Origin of the sequence: Agrobacterium sp. rho-13.3 (genome assembly GCF_033957765.2) — a bacterium.
Taxonomy (GTDB): Bacteria; Pseudomonadota; Alphaproteobacteria; order Rhizobiales; family Rhizobiaceae; genus Agrobacterium.
The window spans coordinates 2562727-2585317 of record NZ_CP192774.1; the positions used below are offsets into that span (position 1 = coordinate 2562727).

Below are 22591 nucleotides of genomic sequence, written 5' to 3' on the forward strand. Positions count from 1 at the left end.
ATAAGCCGGGATGCAAGGCCGAAAATAACGCCTAAGTCCCTTCAATAGAAAGTAACGATGGGGTGAGAGCCGATCACAAGATCAACGGCATCTTTTACCGCATCATTTCAAGAAAAAACGCCGGGATTGCTCCCGGCGTTTTTCTATTCAGAGATCGCGACGATTAAGCGGCCAGATCACGAAGAACGGTTTGCAGAATGCCACCGTTGTTCATGTAGATCACTTCGTCCAGCGTATCGATGCGGCAAAGGAGTGGAATTTCCTTCACGGTGCCGTCGCCGTAGGTGACCTTGGCAATCTTCTTCTCGCGTGGCTTGATGTCGCCTTCGAGACCATCGATCTCGACGGTTTCATCACCCTTGAGATTGAGGCTTGCCCATGTCGTGCCGTCTTCGAAGGTGAAGGGAACAATGCCCATGCCGACGAGGTTGGAGCGGTGAATACGCTCGAACGACTGCGCGATCACAGCCTTGACGCCGAGAAGGTTTGTACCCTTGGCAGCCCAGTCACGGGACGAGCCGTTGCCGTATTCCACGCCTGCGAAGATGACGAGCGGAACGCCCTCAGCCTTGTAGGCCATGGCCGCATCGTAAATCGACAGCTCTTCCTTGGACGGATAGTGGATGGTGTAACCACCTTCCTTGCCGTTTGGCCCAAGCATGTGGTTGCGAATACGGATGTTGGCGAACGTGCCGCGCATCATCACTTCGTGGTTGCCACGGCGTGTGCCGTACTGGTTGAAGTCGGCCACAGCCACGCCATTGTCGGTGAGATAAGCACCGGCAGGAGACGCCGCCTTGATCGAACCGGCCGGAGAAATATGGTCGGTGGTGATCTTGTCGCCGAAGAGACCGAGAACGCGCGCGCCCTTGATATTCTTCAAGCCCGTGCCGGTCTTGCCCATGCCCACGAAGTAAGGCGGGTTCTGCACATAGGTGGACTTGTCGTCCCATGCGTAGGTTTGGCCCGGAGGAACCTGAACGGCCTGCCAGTTCTCATCGCCCTTGAACACGTCTGCGTATTTGGACTCGTAGAGTTCACGCGTGACGTATTTCAGGATGAATTCCTGGATTTCGGCAGATGTCGGCCAGATATCCTTGAGGAACACCGGCTGTCCGTCCGAACCGATGCCAAGCGGCTCGGTGGTCAAATCCTTCTGAACCGTACCGGCCAGTGCGTAAGCGACAACCAGTGGCGGAGAAGCAAGGTAGTTCGCCTGAACGTCCGGCGAGATACGGCCTTCGAAGTTACGGTTGCCAGACAGAACGCCAGCCGTGATCAGACCCTTATCGTTGATGGTCTTGGAAATCGCCGCAGGCAACGGACCGGAGTTACCGATGCAGGTCGTGCAGCCAAAACCAACAAGGTTGAAGCCGAGCGCATCGAGATCCTTCTGCAAACCGGACTTGGTGAGATATTCACCAACGACCTGTGAGCCGGGAGCAACCGATGTCTTGACCCAAGGGGCGGTTTTCAGACCCTTGGCAACCGCGTTGCGGGCCAGAAGTCCCGCAGCAATCAGAACCGATGGGTTGGATGTGTTGGTGCAGGATGTGATGGCGGCAATGGCAACGTCGCCATGGCCGAGATCGAACTCCTCGCCTTCAACCGCATAACGGGTGTTGAGCTGGCCGGGCTTCTTGTAGTCGTTTTCAAGCGCCGTCGCGAAGTTCGGTGCGATGGTTTCCAGCGGCAAGCGGCCTTCCGGACGCTTTGGACCCGCCATGGATGGCACGACGTCGCCGAGGTCGAGTTCCAGCGTGTCGGTGAACACGAGATCGGAACCGTCGCCGGTGCGCCACATGTCCTGTGCCTTCGAATAGGCTTCGACCAGTGCGATACGGTCCTTGGTGCGGCCAGACATGGTCAGGTAGTTGATGGTTTCGCCGTCAACCGGGAAGAAGCCGCAGGTCGCGCCGTATTCCGGGCCCATGTTGCCGATGGTTGCGCGGTCGGCCAGTGTCATCGAATCAAGGCCTGGGCCGAAGAATTCAACGAACTTGGAAACAACGCCCTTCTTGCGCAGCATCTGCACAACGGTCAGCACGAGGTCGGTGGCAGTCACGCCTTCCTTCACCTTGCCGGTCAGCTTGAAGCCGATAACCTCTGGCAAAAGCATGGACACCGGCTGGCCAAGCATGGCCGCTTCGGCTTCGATACCACCAACGCCCCAGCCCAGAACGCCCAGACCATTGATCATGGTCGTGTGGCTGTCCGTGCCAACGCACGTGTCTGGATAAGCGATGGTCTCGCCGTCTTCTTCCTTGGTCCAGACGGTCTGGCCAAGATATTCAAGGTTCACCTGGTGACAGATGCCGGTGCCCGGAGGAACAACGCGGAAGTTCTTGAACGCCTGCTGGCCCCACTTGAGGAAGCGGTAACGCTCGCCGTTGCGCTGATATTCCAGCTCAACGTTGCGGGCAAAGGCTGTCGGGGTGCCGAATTCATCGACGATCACCGAGTGGTCGATGACGAGATCGACAGGAACCAGCGGGTTGATCTTTTCAGGATCGCCACCCAGTGCCACCATCGCATCGCGCATGGCAGCAAGGTCGACAACGGCTGGAACGCCGGTGAAGTCCTGCATCAGAACGCGGGCAGGGCGGTAAGCGATTTCGTTTTCGACGAGACCCTTGTTGTCCAGCCATTCTGCCACGGCAACAATGTGCTCCTTGGTAACGGTCTGGCCGTCTTCAAAGCGCAGCAGGTTCTCCAACAGAACCTTCATGGAATATGGGAGCTTTGAAACGCCCGTCAGGCCGTTCGCTTCCGCTTTCGGCAGGCTGAAATAAATATAGTCCTTACCATCAACGGTAAGAACCGAACGACAATTGAAACTGTCGAGAGATTTAGCCACGGATAAAACCCCGCTTCCTCTGCTAGCCAACACGCGCGTGCAGACCCCTGTGCACAGGTGCACATTATGTGCACTCGTGCACATCAGGATGCGGGTACGGTCATTTCCGCTGTCCGCACGAGAGGCTGCTTTCGCAACCTTCAGGTTCGGCGCTATATGATGATCACGCCGACCGCTGGCGTGGTTGACACCATATAGATAATTTCTCGGAAACGTGCCAGACCGGAAAAAGACCTAAATCGATTTTTTTGCCATCGAGATGATTAAAATCTTAAAAGAGATGAACCCATGCTGCTAACAGCAGAAAATCTCTCCGCCAAACGCGGCGAAGATTTAATATTCATGAATGTTTCCCTCAAGTTAACAAGCGGTCAAGCTCTGGTTTTGACGGGGCCGAACGGGTCGGGAAAATCCACGCTGTTGCGCGTCATTGCCGGGCTTTTGCGGTCCGAATCAGGAACCATCACAATCGCTGGCGAAGGCATCGAAAAAGATGTCCGCCCCTCCGAAGCCAGCCATTATCTCGGCCACCGCAACGCCATGAAACAGGAACTGACCGTTGCGGAAAATCTCCGTTTCTGGAGGGATTTTCTGGGCGATTTCAATGGCGGAAAGTCATTTGGCATCGAAGAGGCCGCAGACATGGTCGGCCTGTCCGGCATCACGCATCTTCCTTTCGGTTATTTATCCGCTGGCCAGCAACGCCGATTCGCCATGGCCAAACTGCTGGTCGCATGGCGACCGATCTGGATCTTGGATGAGCCAACTGCGGCATTGGATGCCAGTGCGGACGTGATGTTTACCGGGTTGGTCACATCGCATCTTGCCAAGGGCGGGATTGTGATTGCTGCGACCCATCAGCCGCTGGGACTGGAGAATGCGCAGGAATTGCGGATGACAGGGTTTGCTGGGGTGGAGATAGCGTGGTGATTGACGTCGAGTATGCCGCTGCCCCCCTCTGCCCTGCCGGGCATCTCCCCCACAGGTGGCGAGATCGACTCGTAGCAAACTCTCGACCATCTCGAACCTTGAGAATGGAGCGATGGACGCGCGCCCTGCCAATCTCCCCACATGTGGGGGAGATGCCCGGCAGGGCAGAGGGGGGTAGCCACCCCCACCACCCTCAAACCATCTCCGCCACCTCCCAAAAAGGCGGCACATCATGACCGCCCTCTTCCTCCGCGATCTCAAACTCTCCATCCGCGCAGGCGGCGGCGCGCTCATCGGCGTGTTGTTTTTCATGACCGTGGTTGCCGTCATCCCCTTCGGTGTCGGCCCCGATCTCAATCTGCTGTCGCGCATCGGCCCCGCCATCGTCTGGATCGGCGCTCTGCTCGCGGCCCTTCTCGGCCTCGACCGGTTGTTTCAGGCGGAACGTGATGACGGTTCGCTCGACCTTATTCTCATGCATGAAAACCCGCTTGTCCTCACCATCTTCGTAAAGTGCATTGCGCACTGGACAGCAACCAGCCTGCCATTGGTCATCGCCTCGCCCCTGCTGGGCCTGTTCATGAATATGAGCGAAGTCGCTATCGGTGCGGTGATGCTGACATTGCTGGTCGGCTCACCCGCGCTCACCTTTATCGGCGCGGTGGGTGCGGCGGTGGCGGTGGCGTTGCCCCGTGGCGGCTTGCTGGTGTCTATCCTCGTTCTGCCGCTGGCCATTCCGGTGTTGATTTTCGGGGTCAGCGCATCTTATGCCGCCGTGCAGGACCCTGCCCCGTTCATGCCACCATTCCTGATTCTCATTGCGATCACGCTCTTTTCATCTGTCGTCGGTCCGTTCTTCGCAGCTTTGGCATTGCGCAGTTCCATGGATTGATAAGGATCAATTGCGACAACCTCTTACCCGTTGTAGAAAGACGCCATGAACGACACGAGCCTTGCCATTACCAAGTTCAGCGATCTCGCCAACCCCACGCGGTTTCTGGCATTGGCATCGCGGCTTTTGCCGTGGCTGGCCGCGTTGTCCGCGCTCTGTCTCATCGCTGGCCTCTATATGGCCTTCACCACCGACGGCGATTACCAGCAGGGCAACACTGTTCGCATCATGTATGTGCACGTTCCCGCCGCCTGGCTGTCGATGATGTGTTATACGGTGATGGCCGTCTCGGCGATTGGAACTCTGGTCTGGCGTCACCCTTTGGCGGATGTCGCCCACAGATCCGCAGCCCCCATCGGTGCCGCGTTCACGCTGATTGCCCTCGTCACCGGCTCCCTCTGGGGCAAACCCATGTGGGGAACGTGGTGGGTGTGGGATGCACGGCTGACCTCGGTGTTCATCCTGTTCCTGATGTATCTCGGCCTCATCGCCTTCAACAAAGCGATGGACGATCCCTCCAAAGCAGCCCGCGTCAGCGCGGTTTTGATCCTCGTTGGGTTTGTGAACATCCCGATCATCAAGTTTTCGGTCGAGTGGTGGAACACGCTGCATCAGCCGGCCAGTGTCATACGCCTGAATGGCCCGGCCATTGCGCCGGAATTTCTCTGGCCTTTGCTGACCATGGCGATTGGTTTCACCCTCTTGTTCTTCACCCTGCATATCGCCGCCATGCGCAATGAAATCTGGCGCCGCCGCATTGCCGCCCAGCGCCGTTTGGCCGCGCGCATGGCTGGCAATACGACTGGCAAGGACGACGCAAAACCATGAGCCACGCTTTTTACATCGGCATGTCCTACGGACTGACGGGTTTGATCGTATCCATCCTGATCGCATGGATCTGGGTGGATGGTCGCGGCCGCAAACGTGAACTGGCCGAACTCGAAGCCTCCGGCATTCGCCGCCGTGCGCGCTCCACCACTTCGGATGGAGCATCCGCATGACCAAGGATAGCCAAGCCGCGCCCGCCGCATCGGGCAAAAAGGCGCGTTATATTCTGGCGCTTCTGCCCTTGCTGGCATTCGGCGGTTTTGCCGCCATTGCCGCGAAAATGCTCTATGAGCAAGACGTCAACGGCCTGGATGTCAGCGCCATTCCATCCGCCTTGATCAACACCAAAGCCCCGGCGCTTTCGTTGCCACCCCTTGAAGGGTCCGGCCTTCCGGCGCTGACGGATGAAGCCGTCAAAGGCAAGGTCACACTGGTCAACGTCTTTGCCTCATGGTGCGTGCCGTGCAGGCAGGAGCATCCTATGCTGAAGGAGCTGGCAAAGGACGAGCGCCTCAATATGGTGGGTATTAATTACAAGGATAAATCCGACAACGCCCTGCGGTTTCTCGGTGAACTCGGAAATCCCTACGACGCCGTCGGCATCGATCCGAACGGCAAAGCCGCCATCGATTGGGGTGTCTATGGTATCCCCGAAACCTACCTCGTCGGCGCAGATGGCACGATCATCTACAAAAAGGTCGGGCCAATCGATACCTTGACCTACCAGCGGGACATGATTCCGGCCATCGAGAAAGCCCTCGCCGGAGACTGAGGACCGTTACGGTGTCGGCAGTGCGTTCTGCCATTCCTTGACCGCGTCGATGGGCGAGACCAGCATCAGCACGTTCAATGTCAGATTATCGCGGATCAGCCAGCCGGTGAAAAGCTCGAACACAATGGCAATCGTGATTGTCAGCCAGAGTGGTACGCGGGCAGCGAACAGGAAACCCAGCGCCATGAAAATCGTGTCCATGGCCGAGTTCAAAATGCTGTCGCCATTATAACCCAGCGCCATGGTGGCGGTGCGGTAGCGGTCGATGATGATGGGCGAATTTTCGAGAATTTCCCACGCCGCTTCAATCAGCACGGCAAAGGAAAGCCGCATGGACAAAGGCTGTTTGCGAAACAACAGCCATGCCAGCCCATAAAACAGGAAGCCATGGATGATGTGCGACGGTGTGTACCAGTCCGCCAGATGCTGCGAATTGCCCGGCGTGTTGACGCCCGGTTCGAACAGCTTGATATAGCCGCATTCGCAGATCGGAATCCGGCCCATAAAATGCAGAATGACGATTTGCGCGAGAAGCAGTGCAGCCGCGACGCCGAACCATTTCAATGAGGACGAACGCGAAGCAGGCATCTCGGCAAGGGTCATTTCTTTTCCTTGATCAACGGCTCAATCGAATGACGCATGATGAGCGGCATTTGCGCCATGGTGAAGATGACGGTGATGGGCATGGTGCCCCAGACCTTGAAAGCCACCCATTGATCGGTCGTGAAGTTGCGCCAGACGACTTCGTTCAACACCGCCAGAAACAGGAAAAATACGCCCCAGCGTAGCGTCAGCTTGCGCCAGCCCTCATCCGTCAGCTTGAATGCGGAATTGAAGACATAGCCGAGCAGCGACTGGCCGAACAGCAAGCCGCCAAGCAGGATGGCACCGAACAGCGCGTTGACGATGGTGGGCTTCATCTTGATAAAGGTATCGTTCTGCAAATAGAGCGTCAGCGCGCCGAAGACCAAAACGACGATGCCTGATATCAGCGGCATCATCGGCAGGGTGCGGGTCAATATCCACGAGACGGTGAGCGCCAGCGCCGTGGCGATCATAAACAGGCCGGTGGCGATGAAAATCGGGCCGCCGAATTCATGCAGGACGGGCAGTTTTTCCGCCAGCCATTCCCCACGGGAATTGGCGAAGAAAAACACCACCAGCGGCCCGAGTTCCAGCACGAATTTCAACAGCGGGCTGATTTCCCGCACCATCTTTTCGCTTTCGCGCTGGTTGCTTTCCACGTCCATACTCAAACTCCTGCAATCGCATTGGCGAAATCTTCCGCCTCGAACGGCTCCAGATCGTCCACGCCTTCGCCCACGCCGATGAAATACACCGGCAGCTTATGTTTGGCAGCAATGGCAACGAGAATACCGCCGCGTGCCGTGCCATCCAATTTTGTCATAATCAGGCCGGAAACCCCCGCCACGTTGCGGAAAATCTCCACCTGATTGAGCGCGTTCTGGCCGGTCGTCGCATCCAGCGTCTGCAAGACAGTATGCGGTGCATCCGGGTCGAGCTTGCCCAGCACGCGCACGATCTTTTCCAGCTCGGCCATCAACTCGGTCTTGTTCTGCAAACGACCAGCCGTATCGATGATCAGAACATCGCTCTTTTTCGCCAGTGCCTGCTCGTAAGCGTCATAAGCCAGACCCGCCGCATCCGCGCCGAGCTTGGTACCGATGAATTCCGAACCGGTGCGATCCGCCCAGATTTTCAACTGCTCGATGGCCGCAGCGCGGAACGTATCGCCCGCCGCCAGCATCACCTTCAGGCCGGAACCGGACAGCTTTGCTGCCAGCTTGCCTATGGTCGTCGTTTTGCCGGTGCCATTGACGCCGACGACGAGAATGACATGCGGCTTGTGGCTAAGGTCGAGTTCCAATGGCTTGGCGACCGGTGCCAGAACCTTGGTGATTTCACCCGCCATGATGCGGGCCACGTCTTCGCCGCTGACATCCTTGCCGTACCGTTCAGACGACAGCGCACCGGTGATGCGCATGGCGGTTTCGACGCCGAGATCGGACTGGATCAGCAGGTCTTCCAGCTCATCCAGCGTATCCTCATCCAGCTTGCGCTTGGTGAACAGAGCGGAAATCTGGTTGGTCAGTTGCGATGAGGTGCGGGCCAGACCGGCGCGCAGGCGCTGAAACCATGTGAGTGTCGGCTGCGGTGCAACCTCGACAGGCGCCACACGATCGCTGGCAGAGGAGAAGCCTTTTGGCAGTGCTGCGACGACGGGTTCAGCAATCGTCGCCGATTCTGCCTCGTCCAGCAATTCATCCATGGCTGCTTCATCAAGCGGCGCATCGATTGCAATCAGCTCTTCAACGGCGGGGGCCGTTTCGTCTTCAGCTGCGGCTTCCGCCTGCAACAGCGAAAGCGGCACCATGCCGATATCGCCCACCTGCTCTGCCCCCGGCAGAAGCGCAGCGTCATCGTCCAAAGCCTCTTCATCGTCCAAAGCGTCCGGTGCGGGGCCACCCGCAGTTTCCATTTCCACATCGGAAACCGGATCTTCCACCGTTGGCGCATGGGCCTCGGCTTCGATCAATATATCTTCAAACGACGTCGGGTTTTCGATGCTCTTTTCAAGACCGGAATCACTGTCCGGCCCATTCGCTTCGGCTTTGTCCGTTGCGGCCTTATCCTTGCCGAACGAGAAGACTTTTTTGATGAAGCCAAGGGCCATGACTGTTCCGTATGTTTAAATCAGGCCGCTTGCGCTGCCAGACATTGCATTTCCAAGTGTTTTCCGTTGTGGCCCGTAATCACAACCTGCGCAAGTGTGCGTGGCGCAAGATCAGGGGCGGCAACAAGCGTGAAATTGTTCGTGTGGGCAAAGCCGTTATTCTCAACCAGAATGGTTTGCTGACTGCCGACCATGCTGTCGAGATGGGAAAGCCGCAAAATCTCGCCGCGTTGCCGTAGCCGTGCGGCCCGCTCTTTGACGAGGCCGCGATCAAGCTGCGGCATACGGGCGGCGGGTGTGCCGGGACGCGGGCTGTAAGGGAAAACATGCAGGCTGGAAATGCCGCATTCTTCCGCAAGCGTTGCGGCGTTCTCGAACATCTCTTCGGTTTCCGTCGGGAACCCGGCGATCATATCCGCACCGAAAATCATATCGGGTCGCAGCGCCTTCACCTCATGACAGAACTGGATAGCATCGGCTCTGGAATGGCGCCGCTTCATCCTTTTCAGGATCATGTCATCACCATGTTGCAGCGACAGGTGCAGATGCGGCATGAAGCGCGGCTCATCCGCAATCAGGTCCATCAGGTGCTTGTCCGCTTCGATGCTGTCGATGGAAGACAGCCGCAGCCGTAGAATTTCCGGCACCTGTTTCAGCAGCGTCTTGGCCAGATATCCCAGTGATGGTTCACCCGGCAAATCCGCGCCGTAGCTGGTGGCATCCACGCCGGTCAGCACGATTTCGCAATAACCGCTGTCCGTCAGCTTACGGGCCTGCTCCACCACGGCACCCATGGGCACGGAGCGGGAATTGCCGCGACCATAAGGAATGATGCAGAAGGTGCAGCGGTGGTCGCAGCCGTTCTGCACCTGGATGAAGGCGCGCACGCGGCCATCGATGTGCTTGATCATCTGCGGCGCGGTGGCCTTGATGCTCATGATATCGTTGACGCGCAGCTTTTCTTCCGCAGACACGCCGAAATCCGGCAAAGCGCGATAGGAGGCGCTTTTCAGCTTCTCCTCATTGCCCAGCACCACGTCCACTTCCGGCATTTCGGCAAAGGTCTGCTTTTCCGTCTGCGCGGCGCAGCCGGTGACGATGATGCGGGCGTGCGGATTATCGCGGCGTGCCTTGCGGATCGCGTGGCGCGCCTGGCGCACCGCCTCGCCTGTCACGGCGCAGGTGTTGACCAGCACGGCATTGTTCAGCCCCGCCTTTTCGGCCTCGGCCCGCATAACTTCCGATTCGTAGGTGTTGAGGCGACAGCCGAAGGTTATGACTTCGACGCCGCTCATAATGCCGCCTTTTCTGGGGCCGCATCACGAGACCAGGTGCCGGTGACAGGATCGACGGCGCCAGCCCATTCCCATGCGGCCGGGCCGGTCATGATGACGTGATTATCCTCGCGCCATTCGATGGTCAGCGGAATGCGAACCGGGCTGGAGGCGACATCGATGCTCACCGTGCGGCCTGTGCGACCCGTGCGTGCAGCCGATACGGCGGCGGCGCAAGCGGCGGAACCGCAGGCCAGCGTCAACCCCGCGCCACGCTCGAACGTGCGGGTCCGCAAGGCGCTTTCGGAGATGACCTGCGCCAGCGTGATATTGGCCTTTTCCGGGAACATCGGGTGGTTCTCAAGCAGCGGCCCGAAGCGCTCCAGATCGAACTCCATCGGATCGCCGTCCACCCAGAACACCGCATGGGGATTGCCAATCGACATCACGGCAGGCGAATGCAGGATGGGATTGTCGATCGGCCCGATCTGCAATTCGATGCGGCTGGTATCGTGGAATTCTTCAGATAGAGGAATGTTTTTCCAGCCGAACTGTGGCTGACCCATATCGACCGAAATCATGCCGTCTTCATGTTCGGTAGCGTTCAGAATGCCGGCCACGGTCTGGAAGGTGAAGGCCTTTTTGCCGGTTTCGGAGGACAGAGCCTGCACCACGCAGCGCGTACCATTGCCGCAGGCCTGCGCCTTGGAACCATCGCAGTTGAGAATATCGATATAGGCGTCGGTGCCCGCAGCACGCGGATCGTGGATCGCCATGATCTGATCGAACGCGGTCTGCGGATCGGCATTGAGCGCTATGGCAGCTGATGGTGTCACCATGTCTTTGCGGCCGCGCATATCGACAACGAGAATCTTGTTTCCAAGCCCGTTCATCTTTGCAAATTCGACCGTATTCGTCATGACCCTGAACCTGTTTGAGATTGATACGCAGCCGCGCTGCCGCATTTGCCTCTATATGGCGGAAATGTTGGCGAATTACCAGTGTTGGGTGAGGGGGAGAGTGAAGCGGCGCGTGTTGCTGGCTTGCAAGATTGGCCGGCCTTGGAGCAAGCTCGCCCCCTCCATCCTTTACTGGCCCACTCCTCGCCACTTGCTCCATCCTCATGCTGAGGTGCTTTGGCCGAAGGGCAAAGCCTCGAAGCATCCGATGGTTGGCGCACGCGTCCCGCACCCCTCGTCCTTCGAGGCCCATACGGGGCACGTCAGGATGAGGGATGCTACCGTTGCGCCCTTAGCCCCACCCTCCGGCGTTACGTCTTACTCCCTGCCACACCCACCACCCTCATGCTGAGCAACCATGAGACAAAGTTTGTCTGTCATTGGGGAATTTCGGTCCACGGCTTGCGTCTTGCGAGGACAGCGTTTGCGAAGTGGACGAGCTTTCTGGCGCAGGCAATCACGGCGACCTTGTGGCTCTTGCCGGCATCGATGAGGCGCCTGTAAAGAATGCGCAGGGCCGGATTGTGTTTCTGGCTGCCGGAGAAGGCGGCCATGAAGACGACCTTGCGCAGCCGCACGCGCCCTCCGGCAATATGCCTGTCGGACGAGGACGCGCCGCTGTCCTTGTTGTAGGGCGCAACGCCGACAAGGGCTGCAGCCTCGGCTCGGCTGAGATGGCCGAGCTCGGGCATGCGGATGATGAAGGTCACCGCCGTTGCCGGTCCGATCGTGGGGATGCTTTGCAGCAGGTCCAGCTTTTCAGCCAGATCGGGATGGGCTTTCAGCCGTTTGGTCAGGTGCGCCATCCGCTTGACCTTGAGCTTGACCAGCCGCTTGATATTGTCATCGATGAGCTGCAGATTGGCCTTTGCACTGTAACGCTCGCGCCGTGTTTTGAGACGGCAAATATCCTCGGCAATCTGCTCGATCATGGTCAGATCCTCTGCAAACGACGGCATGCGCGGGTCCGGTGCCTGACGGTCGGGAGCCAGGAGGCTGACGGCAGCCAGAATGAGCTGGGCATCGATTCGGTCGGTCTTGGCCTTGCCATTGCGGAATTTGCGAAAGCCGTGGATCTGGCGCGGATCAAGGACAAGCACGGTAAAGCCCGCCCTTCGCAGGGCAGCAACAGCCGCTGCCTCATAATTGCCGCTGGCCTCAAGGCCGATGCGTGTGACGCCTTCGCTGGCGAAACGGTCAATCAGCCGCTGGTGACCGGCACTGTCATTGCTCTCGCTCAACACCGCTTTCATGCCTTCGATTGCAATATCCAGTCTGTTCTTGGAAACGTCGATACCAGAATGTTTCATGATCATGCGATCCTCTCCGTCGACCCCGCCTTGCGTTCATGCGAACCTAAAGTTCAGACAACCATTCGGGTCCTGTGGGAAAAGGCCAGTCCGATCCGGCTCAGCAACAGCCCTGAAGGCTAAGGTGGCAACGATCCGAAACCAGCCGCACCCAGGAAGCGGCCGCCCCCTCAGTGCGAGGCTATGTTACAACGGTTTTCTTATACAAGGTGGCGCGCAGCGCCCTCGAAGCATCCGGCAACACGCTCAACCGCAAATCCAATCCTCAAAAATCCCAGCCAACTCGTACCCAAGCTTCGCCGTTCACGCGGCAGCGTCTGCCCGTGGTGTGATCTTCATTCAGTGTCCATCGCCTGGTCGGCCATGGTATGTCGGACGGGGCGCAGAAAGTTGCCTCGTTGGGTAGTTCAAGAATGGCACCTCTCAGCGCCCCGCTCGGCTGTTGTTGCCGGACAGCAATCCACTTGCCATGGCTGGCAATCCCGGAGGGCGAAGGGAAAACCTTGCCGGAGAACCGGTCGGACATGATCAAGGTCCAACCCTTCCCATCCGGGTGGCAATATCCTGTTTCCAGAACACCGCCTGCCAGTTCGGCCCCATCTGCCTTCGATTTGCTCCCGCGCCGATAATCAAGGGGCGGGAGGATCGATCCGTTTTTCGCAAAGACGTCCCGCTGCACCAACGGCTGCGGGTCGTCCTCGCGATCCGTCCGCGCCGTATCGCTACGGTGCGGGGCAGATGCAGCGTGTTCCTGTGTACCGCCTGACTTTCGCCTCTCACCCGATGGTCGCGTTCGACCACAAGACGATGAGCTGTCGGTACACCCGGCGGCGGTTAAGCCTTTCGGGCATCGGGACGATAACGCCAGCCGGTCCGCAACCGGCGTCATCCTCCTCCCGTTGCCGCCGGGGGGATTTGCTGCCCGGCCCCGGCGGTGAAGGTTTGCGTAACCCCTTCACCGCCAGCACCGATCCCGCCTCGCCGCAACGCCTTGCGGTGTATCCGAGGGCGGAACGGGGGTATTATCTCTCAGGTTTGGAGCGTGTGGAGAAAGTTGCGAAAATTTCATATTACGTGGTTTTATCTTATAAAGCATTGATTTTATTTTATATTTTTGTGACAGTGGGAATTTTGATGGGCGTGCCTTACCCTCCATCCTCATGCTGAGGTGCTTTGGCCGGAGGGCAAAGCCTCGAAGCATCGGTTGGTTGGCGCATGTCGCCCGCATCCCTCGTCCTTCGAGGGTCGCTTCGCTCCCGCCTCTCCTTCGACAAGCTCAGGATGATGGATGAGGGATGAGGGATGCTGCCATAGCACCCTTGGCCGCACCCTCGCTATTACGTCCCACTCCTCGCCAAATCCTCCGCCCTCATGCTGAGGTGCGCAGGCGAAGCCAGAGCCTCGAAGCAGCCGTTGGTTGACGTATGCGTTCCGCATCCCTCGTCCTTCGAGGGTCGCTTTGCTCCCGCCTCTCCTTCGACAAGCTCAGGATGATGGATGAGGGGTGCTGCCGTTACACATTGGCTCGGCGATTACAGTCCACCAAAGCCACACCCTCCAACCTCATCCTGAGCTTGTCGAAGGATGTGGGAGCGGAGCGAGCCTCAAAGCATCCGGCCACGCACTCCGACTACAAACAAACTCAAACCGATGGCACATCGAACACTTCACTCGGGCGCATTGGGCGGAACCGCCCCTCGGCGACACCCTGCTCCACCAATGCCGCTTTCAACGCAACAATCGGTGCGTCAATCGCCTCGTCGGTGAGTTGCACGGTGCCCCAATGGTGGCCGCAGGCGTAAGCGGCGCCGGAGATTTTCATGCCTTCCACCGCTTCTGCCGGGTTCTGGTGCTGGCCTTTCATGAACCAGCGGGGCTCGTAGGCGCCGAAGGGCAGGTTGGCGAGGCGGAAGGGGCCGTGTTTTTTGGCGGCGGCGTGGTAGTTGAGGCCGCTGTGGAAACCGGTGTCGCCGATGTGGTAGATTTTGCCACCCGGCGTTTCGATGACGAAGGCGGCCCAGAGTGCCATGCGCCGGTCGTTGACGCCACGGGCCGACCAGTGATGGCAGGGTTCGAAATGGATTTTCACGTCAGGGCTGACGGACAGCGCATCGCCCCAATCGCCCGTCGAAATTTTGGCGGCCTGGACACGGGTACGAATGATGGCGTCATTGCCCAAAGGCGTGATGAAATGCGGCTTATGGGCGATGTGAAGCTGGTGCAGCGTTTCCATATCCAGATGGTCATAATGATTGTGCGTGACCAGCACGAGATCGATGGGCGGCAAATCGTTGAACTGGATGCCGGGCGGGTTGACGCGTTTGGGTCCGGCAAAGCTGAAAGGGCTGGTGCGCTCCGACCACACCGGATCGATCAGGATATTGAGGCCCGCCGTCTGGATGAGGAACGAGGCGTGGCCGACGAAGGTGACGCGCAGGTCCGTGCCGTTGACCCGTTCACCCGGTTTGACGAATGGAAAAGGGCTGGGATAGGCATCTGGCCATGTGGCTTTTTCGCCGTTGAAACGCCACTTCATCAAATCGAGAAAACCGCCGGGTGTTTCGCCACCCGGATTGAAGAAGCGCACGCCATCGAAATGGTCCGAAAGCGGACCTTTATAATAGGCGCTGGCATTGGACTGGCGCGCATAAAGACCGCCACCCGCCAGAAGTGCACCGAGAAACGACAATTTGAAAAATTTGCGCCTGTTCATGGTAAAGCTATAAGAGTGCGGCATGGCGCGTTCAAGCGGGCACTTTGTCGTTGGGGCTATTTTCACGAAGACGTCAGCCGGCGCACTTTCGTGAAAAATGGCGCTTTGCCTTGACTCATGCGAGGTTTTGCTGTTAACCCGCGCCGATCAGCTGGCAGTTTCATGACCGCAGCCGCCGACCGGGACCCGCAAGGTATAAAGAGATCCCGGAGGCAAACATCCGACAGCGCAATGCGCCCTCGGGTGCTTTTTGGCTATGCCCGTTCTCGGGCGTCTTGTTTTTGACAGCAAAAGCACCGACGTTTCGGGAACCCCGAAACGAAGAAGGAAGAAGCGATGTTTGAAAACCTCCAGGACCGCCTTGGCTCCATTTTGAATGGACTGACCGGCCGTGGCGCGCTTTCGGAAGCCGATGTGACGGCGGCCTTGCGCGAGGTACGCCGTGCGCTTCTGGAAGCCGACGTCGCGCTGGAAGTCGTTCGCTCCTTCACCGACAAGGTGCGTGAGAAGGCCGTTGGCGCTTCCGTTCTGAAATCCATCAAGCCCGGCCAGATGGTCGTCAAGATCGTTCATGACGAACTTGTCGAGATGCTGGGTTCGGAAGGCGTCTCCATCGATCTTCACGCCGCGGCGCCCGTCGTCATCATGATGGTGGGTTTGCAGGGTTCGGGTAAAACAACGACCACCGGCAAGATTGCCAAGCGCCTGACAGACCGCGACAAGAAGAAGGTGCTGATGGCATCTCTCGACACGCGGCGTCCGGCAGCGCAGGAGCAGTTGCGCCAGCTCGGCGTTCAAACCGGCGTCGATACGCTGCCGATCATCGCCGGACAGTCTCCCACCGATATCGCGTCGCGCGCCGTGCAGGCTGCCAAGCTCGGTGGCCATGATGTCGTGATCCTCGACACCGCCGGTCGTACCCACATCGACGAGCCGTTGATGCTGGAAATGGCCGACATCAAGAAAAAGGCCAATCCGCACGAAATCCTTCTGGTCGCGGATTCGCTGACCGGTCAGGACGCCGTCAATCTGGCCCGCAACTTCGATGAGCGCGTGGGCATTACCGGCCTTGTCCTGACCCGTATGGACGGCGATGGCCGTGGCGGTGCAGCCCTTTCCATGCGTGCCGTGACCGGCAAGCCGATCAAGCTGATCGGTACCGGCGAGCGCATGGGCGAGCTGGATGAGTTTCATCCACGCCGTATCGCCGACCGTATTCTCGGCATGGGCGACATTGTTTCGCTGGTCGAAAAAGCTGCCGAAAACATCGATGCGGAAAAAGCCGCCGCGATGGCCAAGAAATTGCAGTCGGGCAAGTTCGATCTGAACGATCTGGCAGACCAGCTTGGCCAGATGAAAAAAATGGGCGGCATGGGCGGCATTATGGGTCTGATGCCCGGTATGTCCGGCATGAAGGACAAGATGGCGGCATCCGGTCTGAACGACAAGATGTTCGACCGTCAGATTGCCATCATTTCCTCGATGACCAAGGCCGAGCGCGCCAACCCGGATATGCTCAAGCACAGCCGCAAGAAGCGCATCGCTGCCGGTTCCGGCACGGATGCCGCCGAAATCAACAAGCTGCTGAAAATGCACCGTGGCATGGCCGACATGATGAAAGCCATGGGCGGCAAGGGCAAGGGCGGCATCATGAAACAGATGATGGGCGGCCTTGCGGGCAAGATGGGCCTTGGTGGCGGAATGGGTGGAATGCCCGACCTCGCAAACATGGACCCCAAGCAGCTTGAGGCGCTTCAAAAGCAAGCCGAGGCTGCTGGTCTTGGCAAGCCGGGCGGTATGCCTCCGGGTCTTGGTGGGCTTCCGGGTGGATTGCCGGGTTTGCCCGGCCTGGGCGGACCTAAGCTGCCGGGTCTCGGTGGACTTCCTGGTCTGCCAGGTTTTGGCAAGAAGAAGTGAGGGCAACCATGACCGACGCAGATGTAAAAGCCCAGCTATCCCAATATCGCCAGTCCATCGACAACATCGATGCGGCACTGGTGCATATGCTTGCAGAACGGTTCCAGCGCACCAAGGCGGTTGGGGTTTTGAAAGCCAAATACGAATTGCCGCCGGCAGACCCGGCGCGCGAAGAATACCAGATCGAACGCCTGCGCCATCTGGCAAAGGACGCCAATCTGGACCCGGATTTTGCTGAGAAGTTTCTGAACTTCATCATCAAGGAAGTCATCCGGCATCATGAAGCCATTGCCGCTGAACACAACGGCACAGAAAAAACCGCCTGATCGGCGGACAAACCATTCTTAAGGAGAATACAACATGGCACTGAAAATTCGTCTCGCCCGCGGTGGTTCCAAGAAGCGCCCTTACTACCAGATCGTTGTTGCTGACGCCCGTTCGCCACGCGACGGCCGCTTCCTCGAGAAAGTTGGCGCCTGGAACCCAATGCTTGCCAAGGACAACGCTGATCGCATCCAGATCAACGCTGATCTCGTCAAGGAATGGATTGCCAAGGGCGCACAGCCAACAGACCGCGTTCTGCGCTTCCTCGCAGAAGCTGGCATTGCAACACGCGACGCCCGCAGCAACCCTGAAAAGGCAAAGCCAGGCAAGAAGGCTGTTGAGCGCATTGCCGAGAAGCAGCAGAAGATTGATGACGCCGCTGCTGCTGCCGCAGAAGCATCTGCTGCTGAATAATTTCAGTTAGCGACCATATGAAACGGGTGGCGTGGATTCCGCGCCGCCCGTTTTATGTTTATTGAGAGCATTTCCAGCAAAAGTGCGAAGCGGTTTTGCGTTCGGAGAATGCGTTAAAACAAATAGCGAGAGCGTTTTCGCGTTTCGAAGAAAGGCGGAAATGCTCTAGACTATAACAAGCGTACAAAGTTTTAGACGACAAACACCGGAAAGCGGACGACCGATGGCAAAGCTGGAACACCCTATCCTCATGGCCAAGATCGGCGCGGCGCAAGGCCTGCGTGGCGAAGTGCGGGTGAGTTCCTACACGGATGATCCAACCGCGCTGGGCGAATATGGCAATCTGATTGCCGCCGATGGCCGGGTGTTCGAGATTCTTGAAATTCGCGAAGCCAAGACGGTGGTGATCGTGCGCTTTCGCGGCGTCAACGACCGCAATGCGGCTGAGGCTCTGAACGGCCTGGAGCTTTTCGTAGAGCGCGACAATCTGCCGGACGAAGAGCTGGAAGAGGACGAGTTTTATTATACCGATCTGGAAGGGCTGGAAGCCGTCGACGCCGAGGGCAAAAGCTATGGCTCCGTCAGCGCCGTCCATGATTTTGGCGCGGGCGACCTGCTGGAATTAAAGGGTGCGGGACGTCGCCCGGCGCTGATTCCGTTTTCCGAAGCGGCGGTTCTGGAAATCGATCTTGAAGGCGGAAAAATCCTGATCGATCCGTTTGCCGCTGGCCTGATCGACAATCCCGAAGACGGCAAGGACGACCCGGATCATCCGATTTTCGGCAAGAGCAAGAAATAAGCCGATGAGCTTCAAGGCAACCGTGCTGACACTGTACCCGGAAATGTTTCCGGGGCATCTGGGTCATTCCCTCGCAGGCAAGGCGCTGGAGCGCGGCCAGTGGGCAATCGAGCCGGTGCAGATCCGCGACTTTGCGACCGACAAACACCGCAGCGTGGATGACACGCCCGCCGGTGGTGGCGCAGGCATGGTGCTGAGGCCGGATGTGCTGGCGCGCGCTATCGATCATGTTTCGGAGAATGACACCCGCCCGCGCCTGTTGATGAGCCCGCGGGGCAAGCCCTTGACGCAGGACCGTGCGCGCGAACTGGCGGCGGGTGATGGCGTGATCATCATCTGTGGGCGCTTCGAGGGTGTGGACCAGCGGGTGATCGACGCCCGCAATCTCGAAGAGGTCTGCATTGGCGATTATATTCTGTCCGGTGGTGAACCGGCGGCGCTGACGTTGCTGGATGCCGTGGTGCGGATTCTGCCCGGTGTGATGGGCAATGATCTTTCCGGCGTGCATGAGAGCTTTGAGGGTGGGCTGCTGGAGCACCCGCATTATACCCGCCCGCAGGTGTGGGAAGACCGCGATATTCCAGAGGTTCTGACCTCTGGCAATCACAAGCTCATCGAAAAATGGCGACATGAGCAGGCGGTCAAGCTGACGAAGGAACGCCGCCCCGACCTGCTGGCAAAGCCGTCTCAGGACGTGACGAAATAATAGACCGTCAGCAATAGACCCACAGCGATCACCATCGTGCGGATGAGCCATTGCGGCACGCGCCGCGCCAGATAGACGCCGCAATACCCGCCCACGGCGGACGCGGGGATCATGATGAGTGCCGCTGGCCACGCCACAACACCGCCGCCGACAAACACGACGATGGCGACGGCGGCGATGACCACTGCCAGCAGGTTTTTCAACGCATTGAGGTGGTGATAGGTGCCGCCAGCGGTGAGACCCAAGACGGCCAGCATCATGATGCCCATTCCCGCACCGAAAAATCCGCCGTAGATCGACGTGAAGAACTGGCCGATGAGGCTTGCGACATTGCTGGTGGGATGGTCCGCGCTGGAGCGTGGGCGCAGCCAGGGACCGGCGGCAAACAGCAGTGTCGCCGCTAAAAGCAGCCACGGCACGAGTTGGCGGAAGGAGGGGTTGTCGAGCGACAGCAGTAGCAGCGCACCCGCCGTCGAGCCGAGGATGGACAGCACCGACAGGAACACGGCACCTTTCCAGTGGGCGCGAATTTCCGGCCAGTAGGCGATGACCGAGGTGACGTAGCCGGGAAACTGCACGATGGAGGATGTGGCGTTGGCGGAAATGGGCGCGATGCCTGCGATGGTCATCGCCCCAAAGGTCAGGAATGTGCCGCCGCCGGCAATGGCATTGACGGCACCGGATAAAAAGCCGCTGGTCAACAGCAGCATGATGATGAATATGGACATGGACCCTCCCGAGGTTGTCATTCCATATCCGCAGAAAAGATTTCCGGCAATTGGTCGTCTCACCGCAAAATAATGCGGCGCAAGGGATGACAAATTGTGAAACTTGATGTATGCCCCCGCGTGGAATTGGGGTTTACCCCTTTAACCGTAAGCAAAGAATGGTGAACCCGCTCCTGCCGCAAGGCATGGTCCCAAGGCAAGGTCCAAGGGATGACAGTTGAGCGCTCTGGCTGTTTCAGAAGAAATCAGAGGTTAATATGACCAACATTATCGAACAGCTGGAAGCCGAACAGGCTGCCAAGATTGAAGCAAAGCGTACGCTTCCAGAATTTTCTCCAGGTGACACCGTTCGCGTAAACGTGCGCGTTACGGAAGGTACACGTACCCGTGTACAGGCTTACGAAGGCGTCGTTATCGCCCGTTCCGGCGGCGGCATCAACGAGAGCTTCACCGTTCGCAAAATCTCCTACGGCGAAGGCGTCGAGCGCGTATTCCCGGTTTACTCTCCGCTGGTTGAAGGCGTTGAGATCGTTCGCCGCGGTAAGGTCCGTCGCGCCAAGCTGTACTACCTGCGCGACCGTCGCGGTAAGTCTGCTCGTATCGTTGAAGACACGGGCGTTCGCGCACGCAAGCTGAACGAATCCGAGCGCACAGCCGCTGCCCAGGAAAAGGCGCGTCTGGAAGCTGAAAAAGTAGCAGCAGCACAGGCACTGGCCGCCGAAAAGGCAGCAGCAGAAGCCGCAGCAGCCCAGGCCGCTGAAGAAGCAGCCGCTGCAAAGGCCGCTGAAGGCACAGCTGAATAAGATTTTCCCTCACCGGGAATTTTGAGAAAGGCGGTCTTCGGGCCGCCTTTTTTATTGCGTGTTTTGGGGGATGGCGTTCGCCCGGATGTAACGTCATAGCGTTGGTGGACAGCTATCGCTGCAACGGTAGTATCCCTCATCCATCATCCTGAGCTTGTCGAAGGAGAGGCGGGAGCGACGCGACCCTCGAAGGACTAGGGTGCGTGACGCAGTGCGCCAACCAACGGCTGCTTCGAGGGTCGCTTTGCTCCCACCTCAGCATGAGGGCGGAGCAAGCGGAGAGGAATGCACGGTGCCGCCCCCATGCCTGATCCTGAGCTTGGTGGCGGAGCCACACCCGTGTCGGTCATGCTCGGGCTTGTCCCGAGCATCTGCTACGTCGAAATTTTGGCGACGTGATCAGATCCTCGGGACAAGCCCGAGGATGACGTCGAGAAGGCATAGGGCCACCTTTTGTATTTGGAGCGTGGACACCCCTGGCCGCAACGGTAGCGGCTCTCATCCTGAGGCGGGAGCGAGCGGAGAGGAATGCACGGTGCCGCCGCCATGCCTGATCCTGAGCTTGGTGGCGGTGAGCCACGCCCATGTCCGTCATGCTCGGGCCTGTCTCGAGCATCTGCTACGTCGAAATTTTGGCGACGTGATTAGATCCTCGGGACAAGCCCGAGGATGACGTCGAGAGGGCATAGGCCACCTTTTGTATTTGGAGCGTGGACACCCCTGGCCGCAACGGTAGCGGCCCTCATCCTGAGGCGGGAGGGTGTGGTTTCCCCTTGCATCTACCTCTTGCCCTAAAGCTTCAAACCATGTCATTTTCCTGTGTTGCCAGCAGGAGAAGCCAAATTGTTCCGACGCTCGTTTTTTGTCGCCATTGCCGCCACGATCTTTTCACCCGTTCTCGCATTCTCCGCCGATCTGCCGGACCTAAAGGGCCGCACGGTTGTGGTGGTGACGGAAAATGCCTATCCGCCATTGCAGTTCGTCGATCCCAAATCCGGCAATGCGATTGGCTGGGAATATGATGCGATGGGCGAGATTGCCAAGCGGCTAAACTTCAAGGTCGAGTATCAGAACACATCCTGGGATGCGATGATCCAGGCCGTGTCCGATGGGCAATACGACATCGGCATGACCGGCATCAGCATCAAGGAAGAGCGCAAGGCGAAGGTGGATTTTTCCGATTCCTACATGCACTCGGAAATGTTCATGCTGGTGCGGGCCGATGAGACCCGCTTTACCGATGCCAAAAGCTTTGGTGCTTTCGAGAAGGGTTTTGTTGGCGCACAGGCTGGCACCGCACCGTTCTACACCGCCATCTATGAAATTCTGGATGGCAATGAACAGAACCCGCGCGTGAAGCTGATGGAAACCTTTGGTGCGACCGTGCAGGCGCTGAGAGCCGGCGATGTCGATCTGGTGTTGACCGATGGCGTGGCAGGCAAGGGTTATGTGGACGCATCCGAGGGCAAGCTGAAGCTGATCGGCGCGCCTTTAGGCGGTGATGATTTCGGCTTTATCTTCAAGAAAGGGTCTGATCTGGTTGCCCCAATCAACGCCGCCATTGCCGCGCTGAAAGCGGATGGCACGTTGACCGCACTCGAAAAGACGTGGTTTCTGGACTATAAGCTTGGCCAATAAGCCGGTGCTTCTCTCTCATAGAAAGATGGCTG

The 22591-nt window shown here is 58.4% G+C and carries 22 protein-coding genes; 12 read left to right on the forward strand and 10 right to left on the reverse strand.

What is annotated here, in order from left to right:
- Positions 1-163 precede the first annotated feature (163 nt).
- Positions 164-2857 carry an aconitate hydratase AcnA gene (gene acnA / locus RMR16_RS12530; RefSeq protein ID WP_320201351.1) on the reverse strand — a complete coding sequence of 898 codons (2694 nt, stop codon included), beginning with the start codon at positions 2855-2857 and terminating at the stop codon, positions 164-166.
- Positions 2858-3145: 288 nt separating this feature from the next.
- On the opposite strand from acnA, the gene ccmA reads away from it, so the two are divergent.
- From ccmA to RMR16_RS12555, 5 genes are all read left to right on the forward strand, one after another.
- Positions 3146-3787 (forward strand): heme ABC exporter ATP-binding protein CcmA, encoded by a 642-nt coding sequence (gene ccmA, locus RMR16_RS12535; protein WP_320201350.1) that lies wholly within the window; start codon positions 3146-3148, stop codon positions 3785-3787.
- Between the two features lie 232 nt (positions 3788-4019).
- On the forward strand, positions 4020-4679 hold the full coding sequence (gene ccmB / locus RMR16_RS12540; protein WP_320201349.1) for a heme exporter protein CcmB: 660 nt from the start codon (positions 4020-4022) through the stop codon (positions 4677-4679).
- Positions 4680-4724: 45 nt separating this feature from the next.
- The gene (locus RMR16_RS12545; RefSeq protein WP_320201348.1) at positions 4725-5507 is read left to right on the forward strand and encodes a heme ABC transporter permease; all 783 of its coding nucleotides are present in this window, start codon (positions 4725-4727) and stop codon (positions 5505-5507) included.
- On the forward strand, positions 5504-5680 hold the full coding sequence (gene ccmD, locus RMR16_RS12550; protein ID WP_320201347.1) for a heme exporter protein CcmD: 177 nt from the start codon (positions 5504-5506) through the stop codon (positions 5678-5680). The genes RMR16_RS12545 and ccmD overlap by 4 nt, the downstream gene beginning before the upstream one ends.
- On the forward strand, positions 5677-6279 hold the full coding sequence (locus RMR16_RS12555; protein WP_320201346.1) for a DsbE family thiol:disulfide interchange protein: 603 nt from the start codon (positions 5677-5679) through the stop codon (positions 6277-6279). The genes ccmD and RMR16_RS12555 overlap by 4 nt, the downstream gene beginning before the upstream one ends.
- 6 nt (positions 6280-6285) lie before the next feature.
- Here the strand turns inward: RMR16_RS12555 and RMR16_RS12560 are convergent, their stop codons facing one another.
- From RMR16_RS12560 to RMR16_RS12595, 8 genes are all read right to left on the reverse strand, one after another.
- A complete protein-coding gene (locus RMR16_RS12560; RefSeq protein ID WP_320201345.1) occupies positions 6286-6882 on the reverse strand; it encodes a DUF2585 domain-containing protein in 597 nt (198 codons plus the stop codon).
- Positions 6879-7529 (reverse strand): septation protein A, encoded by a 651-nt coding sequence (locus RMR16_RS12565; RefSeq protein WP_320201344.1) that lies wholly within the window; start codon positions 7527-7529, stop codon positions 6879-6881. Before RMR16_RS12565 ends, RMR16_RS12560 begins: the two co-directional genes overlap by 4 nt.
- A gap of 2 nt (positions 7530-7531) precedes the next feature.
- The gene (gene ftsY / locus RMR16_RS12570) at positions 7532-8974 is read right to left on the reverse strand and encodes a signal recognition particle-docking protein FtsY (RefSeq protein ID WP_320201343.1); all 1443 of its coding nucleotides are present in this window, start codon (positions 8972-8974) and stop codon (positions 7532-7534) included.
- A gap of 20 nt (positions 8975-8994) precedes the next feature.
- Positions 8995-10269 (reverse strand): tRNA (N(6)-L-threonylcarbamoyladenosine(37)-C(2))-methylthiotransferase MtaB, encoded by a 1275-nt coding sequence (gene mtaB, locus RMR16_RS12575; RefSeq protein WP_320201342.1) that lies wholly within the window; start codon positions 10267-10269, stop codon positions 8995-8997.
- The gene (gene dapF / locus RMR16_RS12580) at positions 10266-11168 is read right to left on the reverse strand and encodes a diaminopimelate epimerase (protein WP_320201341.1); all 903 of its coding nucleotides are present in this window, start codon (positions 11166-11168) and stop codon (positions 10266-10268) included. Before dapF ends, mtaB begins: the two co-directional genes overlap by 4 nt.
- 416 nt (positions 11169-11584) lie before the next feature.
- A complete protein-coding gene (locus RMR16_RS12585; RefSeq protein WP_320202252.1) occupies positions 11585-12523 on the reverse strand; it encodes an IS110 family transposase in 939 nt (312 codons plus the stop codon).
- 259 nt (positions 12524-12782) lie between these two features.
- Positions 12783-13406, reverse strand: coding sequence for a hypothetical protein (locus tag RMR16_RS12590; protein WP_432353715.1), 624 nt, complete (start codon positions 13404-13406; stop codon positions 12783-12785).
- A 753-nt stretch (positions 13407-14159) separates the two neighbouring features.
- Positions 14160-15230 carry an MBL fold metallo-hydrolase gene (locus RMR16_RS12595; RefSeq protein ID WP_320201179.1) on the reverse strand — a complete coding sequence of 357 codons (1071 nt, stop codon included), beginning with the start codon at positions 15228-15230 and terminating at the stop codon, positions 14160-14162.
- A 336-nt stretch (positions 15231-15566) separates the two neighbouring features.
- Between RMR16_RS12595 and ffh the strand changes: the two genes are divergently transcribed.
- The 5 genes from ffh (at position 15567) to trmD (ending at position 19390) form a co-directional block, all read left to right on the forward strand.
- Positions 15567-17147, forward strand: a complete 1581-nt coding sequence (gene ffh, locus RMR16_RS12600; RefSeq protein ID WP_320201162.1) for a signal recognition particle protein — start codon at positions 15567-15569, stop codon at positions 17145-17147.
- An 8-nt stretch (positions 17148-17155) separates the two neighbouring features.
- The gene (locus RMR16_RS12605; protein ID WP_320201161.1) at positions 17156-17473 is read left to right on the forward strand and encodes a chorismate mutase; all 318 of its coding nucleotides are present in this window, start codon (positions 17156-17158) and stop codon (positions 17471-17473) included.
- A 34-nt stretch (positions 17474-17507) separates the two neighbouring features.
- The gene (gene rpsP, locus RMR16_RS12610) at positions 17508-17885 is read left to right on the forward strand and encodes a 30S ribosomal protein S16 (RefSeq protein ID WP_320201160.1); all 378 of its coding nucleotides are present in this window, start codon (positions 17508-17510) and stop codon (positions 17883-17885) included.
- A 223-nt stretch (positions 17886-18108) separates the two neighbouring features.
- Complete coding sequence (gene rimM, locus RMR16_RS12615; protein ID WP_320201159.1) at positions 18109-18684, forward strand: ribosome maturation factor RimM; 576 nt, start codon at positions 18109-18111, stop codon at positions 18682-18684.
- Between the two features lie 4 nt (positions 18685-18688).
- A complete protein-coding gene (gene trmD / locus RMR16_RS12620; RefSeq protein WP_320201158.1) occupies positions 18689-19390 on the forward strand; it encodes a tRNA (guanosine(37)-N1)-methyltransferase TrmD in 702 nt (233 codons plus the stop codon).
- Here trmD and RMR16_RS12625 read toward each other — a convergent pair.
- On the reverse strand, positions 19372-20118 hold the full coding sequence (locus tag RMR16_RS12625; protein ID WP_320201157.1) for a sulfite exporter TauE/SafE family protein: 747 nt from the start codon (positions 20116-20118) through the stop codon (positions 19372-19374). The two genes, trmD and RMR16_RS12625, sit on opposite strands and share 19 nt — an antisense overlap.
- 257 nt (positions 20119-20375) lie before the next feature.
- On the opposite strand from RMR16_RS12625, the gene rplS reads away from it, so the two are divergent.
- Both rplS and RMR16_RS12635 read left to right on the forward strand, forming a co-directional pair.
- Positions 20376-20921: a 50S ribosomal protein L19 gene (gene rplS, locus RMR16_RS12630; RefSeq protein WP_320201156.1), complete on the forward strand. Its 546-nt coding sequence runs from the start codon at positions 20376-20378 to the stop codon at positions 20919-20921.
- Positions 20922-21764: 843 nt separating this feature from the next.
- The gene (locus RMR16_RS12635; protein ID WP_320201155.1) at positions 21765-22559 is read left to right on the forward strand and encodes a transporter substrate-binding domain-containing protein; all 795 of its coding nucleotides are present in this window, start codon (positions 21765-21767) and stop codon (positions 22557-22559) included.
- Positions 22560-22591: the final 32 nt, after the last annotated feature.